The 12,715-nt window shown below is 42.8% G+C and carries 8 protein-coding genes; 1 reads left to right on the top strand and 7 read right to left on the bottom strand.

Annotation, left to right across the window (positions count from 1 at the left end; all coding sequences use genetic code 11):
- The first annotated feature begins 35 nt into the window (after positions 1–35).
- Positions 36–599: an aminoacyl-tRNA hydrolase gene (gene pth, locus E2P86_RS04730; protein WP_085473751.1), complete on the top strand. Its 564-nt coding sequence runs from the start codon at positions 36–38 to the stop codon at positions 597–599.
- Between the two features lie 33 nt (positions 600–632).
- Here pth and E2P86_RS04725 read toward each other — a convergent pair whose 3' ends face one another.
- From E2P86_RS04725 to creD, 7 genes are all read right to left on the bottom strand, one after another.
- Positions 633–1,754, bottom strand: coding sequence for a TlpA family protein disulfide reductase (locus E2P86_RS04725; protein ID WP_134431170.1), 1,122 nt, complete (start codon positions 1,752–1,754; stop codon positions 633–635).
- A 32-nt stretch (positions 1,755–1,786) separates the two neighbouring features.
- Complete coding sequence (locus tag E2P86_RS04720) at positions 1,787–3,226, bottom strand: RagB/SusD family nutrient uptake outer membrane protein (RefSeq protein WP_134431168.1); 1,440 nt, start codon at positions 3,224–3,226, stop codon at positions 1,787–1,789.
- A 10-nt stretch (positions 3,227–3,236) separates the two neighbouring features.
- Positions 3,237–6,866, bottom strand: a complete 3,630-nt coding sequence (locus E2P86_RS04715) for a SusC/RagA family TonB-linked outer membrane protein (protein ID WP_134431165.1) — start codon at positions 6,864–6,866, stop codon at positions 3,237–3,239.
- A 20-nt stretch (positions 6,867–6,886) separates the two neighbouring features.
- Entirely contained in the window at positions 6,887–8,095 is a 1,209-nt protein-coding gene (locus E2P86_RS04710) for a FecR family protein (RefSeq protein WP_134431162.1), read from the bottom strand.
- A 97-nt stretch (positions 8,096–8,192) separates the two neighbouring features.
- Positions 8,193–8,804, bottom strand: a complete 612-nt coding sequence (locus E2P86_RS04705; protein WP_085473746.1) for an RNA polymerase sigma factor — start codon at positions 8,802–8,804, stop codon at positions 8,193–8,195.
- 179 nt (positions 8,805–8,983) lie between these two features.
- Complete coding sequence (locus tag E2P86_RS04700; RefSeq protein WP_134431158.1) at positions 8,984–11,080, bottom strand: S9 family peptidase; 2,097 nt, start codon at positions 11,078–11,080, stop codon at positions 8,984–8,986.
- A 153-nt stretch (positions 11,081–11,233) separates the two neighbouring features.
- Positions 11,234–12,715 (bottom strand): cell envelope integrity protein CreD, encoded by a 1,482-nt coding sequence (gene creD, locus E2P86_RS04695; RefSeq protein ID WP_134431155.1) that lies wholly within the window; start codon positions 12,713–12,715, stop codon positions 11,234–11,236.

Below are 12,715 nucleotides of genomic sequence, written 5' to 3'. Positions count from 1 at the left end.
TTTTATAATTACATTTTACTTCTTATTTTTGCGCCATGAATTATTTAATTGTTGGACTAGGGAACATCGGGAAAGAATACGAAGACACACGCCATAATATTGGCTTTATGGTGGTCGATGAAGTCGCAAACCAAGTAGGAAGCTCATGGTCTCTTCTAAAACTAGCCTATTATAGCGAGTTTAAACAACGCGGAAGGAATGTTTACATGATAAAGCCTACCACGTTTATGAACTTAAGTGGGAAGGCTGTAAACTACTGGATGCAGCAATTAAAAGTTCCTATCGAAAATGTACTCGTTGTCGTTGACGACCTGGCAATCCCGTTTGGTTCCTTACGCATTAAGCCTAAAGGCTCTGCCGCTGGCCATAACGGACTTCGGTCGATTGAGGCAACATGTGGAGGACAGAACTATCCACGTCTTCGTTTTGGCATTGGCGATAATTATCCCAAAGGCAGACAGGTAGACTACGTATTGGGACCTTTCGATAAAGATGAACAGAAAGAGTTACCAGCACTCGTAGACCATGCCGTAAAGATGATTCAAAGTTTCATCAATATCGGCATTGAACTTACGATGACCAACTTGAATACAAAATAGTAGGGTCTCCCCTACTATTGTTTCACTTGTACTTTATTTTTCGACTTTAGCCATAATTTCGCGTATTGTTTCAGCAATGCGCTCACCCCGCAGATCTTTACCGACAATAATACCATTGGGATCCAGCAGCACATTCTGCGGAATCGCATTTATGCCGTAACGGAAAGCTATTCCCCCTTTTTTCATACCGACCAAATCACTGACATGAATCCAAGGTAGACCATCCTCTTTTATAGCATTTTTCCACTCTTCCTTATTGGTATCTAAGGAGATAGCATAGATTTCAAACTTATCGCGTGGCAATTCCTCATAAGCGGCTATTAGATTAGGGTTCTCCCCGCGACAAGGGCCGCACCAGGAAGCCCAGAAATCCACCAACACATATTTACCTCGCAGGGTTTTCAGGTCGATTTCCTTATCTGATACACTTTTTAAGGCGACACTATCCATCTTGACACCGCGGTCTAACTTGCGACGCGCCAGCAATCGGCGATATACCTCTTCCCCTTCTTTCGAATGCTTTAATCGGTCATCCAACCCTTCCCATACCCGTAGAAGGCTTTGCGCATCATCAGACAGATGACTTTGTCGGCTCAATATGTCCAACGAAGCATACGAGCGCGGGTGCGCCGCAATAAAAGCATTTTCTAAACCCGGAATCTGCTCTCGGTGCGGCGCAAACTCATCCAAAGCCACGTTTACCTGCGCTCGATCTTCTAAATCATATTTAGGCATGATTGTGGTCTGCCATATATGCTTTATGCTGTCAATTTTTTCCTGTAGCGTTTCAAACTCTGCTTGTGTTGCTCCCGCATACACATAAATCCCCACACCATCGCTCTTCGGCGATACCATAACTTTCTCTTGATCTACATAAAACGTACTGATTACGTCCGGAAAATCATTATTAGGATCACTGATATCCAACACCATCACTTTAACAGGTAATTCGGCCGCCCCTTGGTAGTAAATCTTACCACCTACGGTCGCTACCGTATCATAAACCTGTCGTTGCAACCCATCGTACCCAATGAGCACTTGACGGATACTGATCGGAACTGTCCCCTCCATCAGAAAGGCCTTTTGTGCGACCACCGTAGAGCAGCACATAACTACTGCCATAAGGAGCAGCATAATCTTTTTCTGTACATTCATGATTTCCTCTTTTTATTTCATTTTTTAAATTCTTATGGATTATTCACCATCCCCGGATTCTGACGCATCAATTTTTCCGTAAACCGCAACACCAACCGTTCAGGTTTTAATTCATACGTTTGCATCACCTCCCCATCATCATTTACGACATTATGCGTATATCCAACCGTGTGTTTAAACTCTTCATCCACCGATAATCGACGCATGTCAAACCAACGATCTCCTTGCAAAGCAAACTCTCGTATCCTTTCTTCCAGTATATAGGTTATCAAGGCTATGCGATTATTTGTTATAACAGGGGCAATCGCTTCATGCCCCGGTGGTAGGCGATGTTTCCGGAAATGGACCAAATCTTCCGTCGCCCCCAGCAGATCGTTTAACCTTGCTTTTGTTTCGGCTTGTAGTAAATACAGGTCAGAAACCATCATTCCCATTTGTGCCACTCCCGGCCCAACTCTTCGCAGCATTCCATTAGGATATTCATCCGGAGACCACAGCGGCCCCTTGTCATAAAAATTTAAACGAAAGTCTACCGAATCATACAAGGCTACTGTAGCTTCGGAGATCACCAACTCATACCGCCCAAACGTCCAATCATTGGCTGCTTGCTTAGAAAATATATTTTCATGTAAATTGATCGTCGTTGGATACGGCGGACCAAACATTCCTCCACCATCCATTGACCCGCCTGGCGCAAACGTCTCATTGTAATCATAGAGCGCGGCAGGAATTGTTGTCTGCGATAGTCCATGGATAGCCGACTGTAGCAAGGGTAGTGCATCTTGATAACATCCCATATACATGTAGACTTTACCCAGCAGTCCCTCCGCAAAAGATCTAGACGGTCGGACCCGATCATTAATTTCTGGCATAAGATCTGGAATAGCCTCGAGGAGATCTTGTACGATAAACTCATATACCTCCTTCACACTATTTCGTTCAAACGTATCTTCCATCACATTGGCCACCCGTACAATAGGAAAACCGGGATTGTTTGCAGCCGTCGCTTCCGCATAAGGGAGCCCGTAATAATTGATCATGAGAAAATACGTCCAGGCGCGTCCAGCTTTAGCCTGTGCCATAATCCACCTCTTCTCGCTATCAGACCCTCCAGTTGCCTCCATCACCTCATTAATAACTTTATTATAGAGGTAAATATTAGCCATGGGTTCATTCATCTCGACCGCATCAATATCCTGATCATAAATCACAGGATCCCATCTAAACAAACGTTGGGTACGAAGCGCTGCATTCCGAAAATAGGTCTCTATAGCCGTCAGTTCATCCCCCATTGGAATCTGGGCATCTGTGTTTATTACAATAAGTTTTCTATTGGTGAGTAAACGGCTATAGTCTTCTACGGTTGTAGCAATCAATCTACCCTTTGGAGTAACTTCTAAGAAATCTTCTTTACATCCCCATACAGCGAAGATCAAGAGGATAATAGTATGCTTTATATTTAGTTTAAACATGGTTCTTTATTTAAAAACTGACATTTAAGCCCAAGCTGATGTTGCCGGGTCTAAAAAAATAATTACTAGAGGTGAATAGACTTGACGGCACGCGCATACCTGTAAATGCATCATGAAATTCAGGGTCAATACCGTCAGAATTGGCACGCCACAACATGATATTAGATACTTGCAATTTAAAAGACGCAGCTTCCACGCGAAGCCTTTCTCTGATTACCTGTGGCAAATTATAGGTTAACGTAATATCTCGAAATTTAATAAATGAAGCCTTCAATACATTGATATCACCTCGATCATAATAGTCCATCTCTCGCTGTTCTATGGCCTGCATCCCACCAACTACGTATCCTGGGATATTCGTATGAAGCTCATCACCGGCCGTTCTCCAGCGATTTAAAAACCGAGGATTAAAGTTCCCCGATGTAAATTGAGATCCGCCCATATAATAGTAACTATAATCCACATCGCGTCGCATCACATGCCCTAGATTGTAAACGATATTAGCGGACAAACCAAAATCCTTATAGTAAAAAGAGTTTGTCAGACCTCCACTCCATATAGGCTGATATGTTCCAGCATAGCGTATATCCCCCATCTCGGCAACATTTCTATTTTTTGTTACCGTTCCATCCTGCAAGCGTACTTGTGGATCGCCTAGATTATCCAACCCAGCGAACTCATACGCAAATACGGAGAACGCTGAATATCCTGTAAAATAACGGGATCCAACCTTCTGCGCAGCCGTTGTCATTTGAGTCGGATTGTTTAACTGCGTGATTTTATTTTTGTTGTAAGCGAATACAAAGTTTGTATTCCATCTAAAGTCGGTCTTCCGAATATTTCGACTCATCAAACTCAGCTCTATACCTTGGTTTGTCATGCTCCCGAAATTTCCAACAATAGTATTGTAACCGGTAAAACCATTCACCGTATATTGTCCCAACAAATCGTCTGTATTTCTTTTATAATAATCAAGTGCACCCGTTAATCGACGGTCAAGAATACCAAAATCAATCCCCACATTAATATTCTCCGTACGTTCCCAGACAAGTTTTGGATTAGCAGCTGTCGCGATCTGTAGCCCTCTACCATCTGGTATAAACGGACTCCGGTCTGCTGAAAGGACATCATAGGAAGAGGCGGTTCCTGGTGTTGGTGCGTTTCCGGTAATACCGTAAGTGACCCGCAAAGCAAGGTCGTTCACCCAACTTACAGGCTGTAGAAACGCCTCACTCGAAGCATCCCATTTTACACCAACACTCCAAGTCGGTTTATTCTGTGACGATTTATCCATACCAAAGAGATTACTCTTATCAATACGCCAACTAGCATTCAGATCGTATCGTTGTAAAAAGGAATAGCCTATATTCGCAAAGTATGACTGAAATCGTACTTCAGTTTCCCTCTTTTGAAAAGGCTGTGTCAGTAAATAACTTTGCCATAAACTGTTTGGCATAATAACCCCCGGAAGTCCATTAACGCGTAAACCGTACTCATCAATAGGTTGATAGGTCTGTAAATTTTCATTATATCCCCGGACTAAGGTTTGTGTATTCGTTCCAAACTGACGTTGCGCTTCATGCCCGAATAGCGCCGTCAATAAATGCCTTCCCTCATCCCATCCTTTATCGTAACTTAGGTGATGACGAACCGTCCAATTTTCTTGCATCGTATTTCCTGTACGATAGCGACCTCCTTGCGTAGGAAGATGGTAGACCGGCTGCCCATTGGCATCCAGCGTCGTGAACTGCACAATCTCACTGCGCACTAAATAACTATTCTCCTCGTCAAAGCTCTCTAGTTTATTGTTGCTACGGATATAACCGTATGTACCTTCGGCGCGTAGCCCCTCAAGGATCCGAACGCTCAAGCCACCGGTAAACCGATTTGACATCCCATTGCTTTTAGTATATCCATAATCACGTTCGAGTAAGGGGACGAAATCTAAATTTATCTGGGAGAGATCTTCCATCTCCCGTCGTACCTCTTCACTTAAATAACCGACATAGGGAACAGAAAGCGGATTTCTTTGTTCGTCCTGAAACATTTGATACGGGTAAAATCTATTATCTACAATCTGACTTCGCTTTACGGCACGATCATGTCGGGTAACATCAGTTATCAAATAGGCTGACAACCAGTTATTGAAATTCATATCTTGCCGGATATTTATCTTAAATCCTTGATCCTTTTCACCAGGCAATGGCGTCTTATTATCGTTGTAGGACATCGAACTATAAAATGCGTATTTAGAACCACCTCCAGATAAAGAAAGTGTGTGGTTCATTAAATAAGCGTTACGATAAAATAAATCACGAATTTGATTTCGATTATTCATACCGCCCAAGCTATCCAGCAAGTGATTCCCAAACGTTTCTGACATCACTCCCCGGTCCATATCATATAGGATTTGTTGATGCAATGGTATGCCTTGTCCGGCTAAATTTGTATAAGCAGACTCTGCTTCATACGGAAACCCTAAGGGATCAAAAATCTCACGTGCGGTTTGTATAAACTGCCGACTGTTCATCGTTGGAATATATTTCAAATCGGGTTTTCCAAAAACATTCATGAAACTACTATAGTTGAGTTTTATTTTCTCGTCTCTTTTACCGCGCTTGGTACTGATCACGATGACACCATTTGCGGCTCGTGCTCCCCAAATAGAAGATGCTGTCGCATCTTTCAACACCGAAATATCGGCCACATCATTAGGGTTGATGGAAGCGATGTCATCGATGGGGATACCATCCACCACATACAATGGATCTCGGCTCGTTCCTGCTCCATCTATACCTAAGGTAGATAATCCACGGATAGAGAAGGTTTGTCCCGACCCTGGCGCATTATTAATCGTTAGTCCGGGAATCAAACCATCCAATCGTTGTAAGATATTTAATGTTCCTGTACGATCGGCAAATACCTCATCGGCAGGCTTGGCAAAAGATCCAGCGCTACGCTCCTTACTAATAGTTTGATATCCTGTATTCACCAATACCACTTCCTCAATCTGTTCTACCAACGCTTCGAGTGCAACGCGAATCATTTTATTTTCCTCCACAATCACGCGCTGCGCGCGATGTCCGATATAAGTAAAGACCAATGCATCCCCTTGCTCAGCGGCCAACGTAAATTTACCTGCTGCATCGGCCAATACCGCTCGGCCTGACTTTTCATTGAATACACTTGCACCAGCCAGTGCATGACCGTGCGTATCTAACACGACTCCATGTACAAGCTCCTGCATGGCTGAAGTGCGTGTCGCCGTAACAGGAGGGCGTCCGTCTTTAATAGTTGCAATCTGTCCATGCAGTTCGTATTTCAGATTTTTTGTTCCCAGCACCGAGGACATGGCCTGGTCAAATGTTGCTCCATTCAACGCGACGCTTACGGTGCCAGCTCGAGCAACAAGCTGTTGCTCATAAATAAAATCATAACCTGTTTGCTTCTTTAGCTGATTCAAAAACTCGCCTAAGGGAACATTGGTTAGTTTGATATTAACATTTTGTCCATGCACCGTACTATACATGAGGCCGGTACCGAGAAAGAAAAACACCAGTACACAGGTATATCTAATAAAGAAACGACACAACAACAAACGACTGGTGAGTCGCCGTTTACACGCTTGAAAATACTTCATAATTTATATGGTTTTAAAAGTTACTTGGCGTAGATTTTAACAAATCTATCTTTATAGCTAAGCTGTACCGCCCCCGTTGCGGCTAGTGCCTTCAAAACAGTGTACAAGTCTTGATTGCGGCTTACACTACCACCAATTTTTATTGTTTTACATTCATCATTACTAAAGGAGTATTCGATATTATACCAACGCTGTATCTGTTGCATTACTTCTTCCAATGAATGGTTACTAAATACAAAATCATTATTTGTCCAGCCTAATACATCGCCATCATCAAATGAGGCGACGGAGATCCGTCTACCATTATTAGCGCTTTGCTTTCCAGGTTGTAAAGGATAGCGTCCTGTTGGAGTTACCACGTCCACCAGTCCCTCCAGCAACGCCGTTTTAGTGTTTTTTTCACCACGATAAGCCTTGACATTAAATCGTGTACCATGCACTTCAACAAGCTGTTTATCGGTTACAACGGTAAACTTTTCCAATTCACCTGCCCCGGCACGACGTCGTTTTGACACCTCAAAGAACGCTTCTCCTTCGAGCAAGACGCTCCTGTTACCAGCAGAAAAGTTGGTATTATAAACCAACCGGGACTCCGCATTGAGAGTGACCGCAGAACCGTCTGGCAATTTCATTTTCAAGAGAGCCCCTCGCGGCGCGACAAATTCCACTTCAACCCCTTGTTTTATCGGTAGACTGTTTTGTTTATTGGCCAACAGATTCCCATTAGCGTCGAAAAACACTTCCTCCCCTTGACCAAATGTGTGAAGCACTTCGCCTCCAACAATACGCATATAAGCATGCGTCTCCGGCGCCACAACATCAATAGCTTCATCGATCGATAAGATATCTGCCTTCTCTTCAAGAGCAAGGAAGTCACCACCACCGATAGGTCTAAACAAAAAAAGATACGCCGTGAGCCCTAAGGCAAAACTAACAAGTGCTATGGTAGCTACTTTTAACCAGGGTCGAAGATGAAACTTGTTTTCAGGCACATAGGTAAAACCTGCGATATACTGATCCAACTTCCGAACAACACGCTCTGCGGCAATCATGTTATCGGCCTCTTGTAGCCCCACACATTCCTGATCAAGAATCTTACTGACTCTATCCGCTACAATAGAAGCATCACCCTCCAAAAAATACTGTTGTAAAAAAAGAACATCCTCAGTATTGTATTGGTTGGCGAGATATCGTTTCAATACACGATCAAACTTATTCACATCTTTCACGGCGTACCATTTAATACTAAATACGTCGTGAAAAAAAAATCCAGTGGTTCAGAAATGAAAAAAGTTTATGCTTTTAACTTATAAGGAAGAAACGGTGTTAAAATCCACCAAAAACGCGGTACTGCATATACAACACAAGCAGTAAAAATGTTCGCTTGTTCGACAGCTTGCGAAAGAAAGCATACGCTTTCTTGATATGGTCATTCACGGTATCGATAGAGATATTACGTTCGGTTGCAATCTCCTGATAACTTTTACCTTCCAACTTTGCAGCCACAAAGATCTCTCTCCGCTTGGGTGGCAGCTGCGCAATCAACCCTTGAAGCAGCTCTTGTTCCTCCTTGCGAAATAAATCCTCCTCAACATGTACGTAGTTTTCCGTCGCAAAAGACGTCAGTGCCGAAAAAAGAGTTTTATCCCGCGAAGATCTTCGGAATGTATCGATAATTAAGTTTTTAGAAATCCGAAAAAGATAATTTTGCAGCGGTTTATCTATATCAATCCGATGGCGCTCTGTCCACATTTTAGTAAATAACTCCTGCAAAATATCCTGTGCCAGATCTTCAGACTTCACTAACCGCAGGACATTAGCTGTTAATTTTTCTTTATGGAGATCGTAGAGCACCCGAAATGCGTCCGAATCTCCGTTTTTTAAACGCTGCAGTAATTCACGATCACGATGTATGGTTAAATGAATGGTTTTTTCCACGTATCTCTACAAGCTTACATCTAGTTAATAAAGCTTTATCCACAACTCTTTCAGAGTCCGCCTTTCCACAATATACAAAAAAGCTTTTAAAAATCAACGCGTTACAACGTCACATTAATCAAACAAAAAGGCCCACCATTAAATAAATGACGGGCCTTTTCTAAGCATCCATGGCTAAACTATAACGTTTCTTTTAACCAGCCAAAGAATTCACGTTGCCACACCTGCGCGTTGTGTCCCGACAAAACCCAGTGGTTCTCATCTGGCATATACACCAACCGACTTTTAATATTTTTGAGCTGTGCCGCCTGAAAAGCTTCCAAGCCCTGTCCGATAGGCACCCGATAATCTTTTCCACCTTGCATAATCATAATTGGTGTATTCCATTTATCAACATGCTTGATCGGATTAAATTCGTTGTATGTCTTCGCATTTGCTTTATCCCAATATGGTCCACCAAGATCATGATTCGCAAAAAACAATTCCTCCGTCGTTCCGTACCACGAAGTCATATCGAACAAACCACAGTGAGAGATGAAAGTCTTAAAGCGGTTTTCATGCACACCCGCCAGCATAAACACGGAATAACCACCATAACTAGCACCAATAGCGCCTACACGCGATTTATCAACGTAAGACTCCTTCGAAAAGTCATCAATAGCAGACAAGTAATCGCGAATCGCCTGCCCTCCCCAATCTTTCGAGATATCTTCATTCCATTTTGTTCCCCACCCCGGCATACCTCTTCTGTTCGGCAAAATTACAATATAGCCCTGTGAAGCCATCAATTGGAAATTCCAACGAAACGAATAACCTAGCGTTGTCGCAGATTGAGGTCCACCTTGACAAAACAAAAGCGTTGGATACTTCTTCGTCGGATCAAAGTCCGGTGGGTAAATAACCCATGAAAATAAATCTTGACCATCGGATGCTTTCGTGTAGCGACCTTCTACCTTTGTCTCTGCCAGGCTGTTGTATATCTTATCGTTTACCGTTGTAATAGCGGTACGGGTATTCTTTTTCAAGTCATACAAATACAACTCCGTAGCTCGCGTCATGGTTGTTGAGGTCACCACAAGTCCACCATTCGTCTCGCCTACAATACCACTAATATCAAATTGTCCCTCACTAATTTGTCTTAATTTCGGCAAGGCCCTGTTCTTAAAGTTCACCGGTACCTCCACCTCGAAAAGCTGAACCGTACCTTTTACAGGTGCCGTGAAGTATAATCTTCTATTATCCTTGCTCCAAATAAAACTATTTACAGTTCCATCCCAATGTCCTGTAAGATTTAAGCGTTGTGAGCTAACTTTATCAAAGACAACGATATCTACTTTATCCGCTTCATATCCATCCGTCTTCATACTCAACCAGGAAAGTCGTTGCCCATCGGGGCTGTATGTCGGCGCTGTATCATACCCGTTCATACCCTCCGTCAAGTTGGTGGTGGTACCATTGGCCAGGTCATAGCGATAGATATCCGTATTGGTACTTTGCGCATACTCTTTTCCCACTTTCTTCTTACAAACATACAGTACCGCCTTACTGTCAGGAGACCATGCAAAGTCATCCGCTCCGCCAAACGGCGCTTGTGGACTATAGAACGGCTTATCTTTCAATATATCGAGCGGTTCACCAATTGTACCATTTTCATAACTTGCGACAAAAGGATGGCTAAACCGTCCATCATTAAAAGAATCCCAATGGCGATAGTCCAGATCATCATATATATAAATATTGGACTTCGTTAAATCGCTATACTTATCAACACTATGATTCTTTTGAATCAGTACACTTCGACTGAATAAGATGTGTTTTTTATCTGGCGATAACTTCACATTTTCTAATCCTCCCTCCATATTGGTAAGCTGTCTAGCCGTTCCTCCCTGTAAAGGTTTTTGCCAAAGCTGCCCTTTATACAAGTAGATAACTTGTCCATCGGCGGTTATTTCTACAACCGACTCTCCCCCTTGACCTTCCGTAAACTGCACCGCAGCGCCCCCCGCTACCGGAGCTACAAAGAGGTTCTTTTCGGATTTGTTTTCACCAAAGCTATATTGCGAAACACCATATACAACATACTTACCATCAGCCGATAACCCTTCCGCGGAGACACGACCTATTTCCCACAACTTTTCTGGTGTCATCAAATCTTTGCCTAGATGCTGCATTTTATCTGTTATCAATGATTTATCAATTTTTTTCTCAGGAGCTCGTTGTGCAAATGTGGTCGACGCCAACAAAATAGCAACTGCCAGAACAGAAACCTTATTCATATATTATACGCTTTTTTTCACCGTGCAAGTTAATAAATCTTATCTCTTTAGCGAAATCGACGAGTCCATACGATCTTCCAGACAGTCCAATATGCTTTCAAATAAAAAATCAGGATGTACATAAACGGTTGTTCTTATAAACACATCTCAAATTTAGCTTTTGCGATCAAACTGATACCAATTGATCCGGGTAGAAACGCGCATCAACACCGCCAGTATAACAAATACGCCAATAGAGCCGACAATAAGGGCGTAGTCCTGCAGTTGCATCAAGAAATACACAAAAGCATAGAACAAGGCCAGCACGCCACTAAAAGCCATGCATATCTTACGATCTTTGGTGATGCCAAAGATAAACGAAGTAATAAGCCCGATTGTCGCCACAGCAGATAACAGATAACTCCAATCAAAACCAAGATGCTCTCCAATAGCCAACAAGAGCGAATAAAAGAGAACCATTGCACAACCAATAAGTACGTACTGAATAAAGTGGATCTTTTTCTTTTTTAAGATCTCGGTAAAGAACAAAGCGGTAAAGGTCAACAAAATAACCAATGCTCCATATTTTGCTACCCGAGTTGTCTTCTGATAGTTATTCACTGCTTCTAAAAAATTCACTTGAACCATATCTTGTTCTGTAGAGACCTGTGCCGAAGATCCGTTCTCGGGAGCCGCAGTCACAGCTGGCATTGTTTGGTCATACCCTATGTTTTCACCGTCATAATCTGTCAACATATACAGCTCCTTTGATAAACCGACCCACTGCTTCGGAAACTTACGGCTAAAGCTGGGCACCTGCCACGCTGCACGGAACTTACCCTGCGATATTTCTCGTGTAGCAGGCAAAAAACCACCATTGAAACTAGGATCGTTCCATGCGCCGCCCACCGTCACCATGGTTTCGTCCGCCGTAGGAAAAACTGTTAAAGTACGTGAACCTCGTAAATCAAGTTTCATTCTAAATGTACCTTTTGTAGATTTTTCGGATAGACCGATATCTGCTGACATCGTGCGTTCAAACAAAGAAATCGGCTCCGTATGCATCTGTAAGTCACGCGTTGTACCTTTCCAATCTAATTTCGGAACTGCTGTCATCCCCTTCAAATCGCTGAGTCCAAAAAATAGCTTGGCTTCATCCCAATGCAAACTTGCCGGATCAACCGCAACTTTAGACAAATCGATTTCATCAAATTCACCGTCCACTGTTATGGCAGCCTTATAGACCACACTTTGGTAAATCCCCCGTTTCAAATATTCAGGTTCCACATCAGAGGATACTTTCATTTTTTTTGCTGCAAGGAAGATATAATTCTTCTCTTTATAGGTCTCCATTTTTGGTTTCCCTTTATCATCCGTCACTTTGACCGAATATTGGTAGGTATAGGGAATACCTATGATCGGTCCAGAAATAACTTGCGGACCTCCCCATTTGCTCGCGATTTCATTACTTACACTACGCTCCCGATCTCTTCGTTCGCGAATAAGGTCGTTAATCCACTCCATAGGGATAAGCAGAAATAAGACTAAAATGAGCATGACGCCAAACTTAAAAAGAATGGAGTTAAAGAGACGCTCAAAGAAAGATGGCGCCGGACTGTCGTAAACCTCAGGTTGTTTTTGATTTGAATTTTCCAT

The organism is Sphingobacterium psychroaquaticum, from assembly GCF_004421025.1.
Lineage (GTDB): Bacteria > Bacteroidota > Bacteroidia > Sphingobacteriales > Sphingobacteriaceae > Sphingobacterium > Sphingobacterium psychroaquaticum.
Note: the sequence above shows the minus strand (reverse complement) of the source record. Positions and strands in the feature narration are given on the sequence as shown.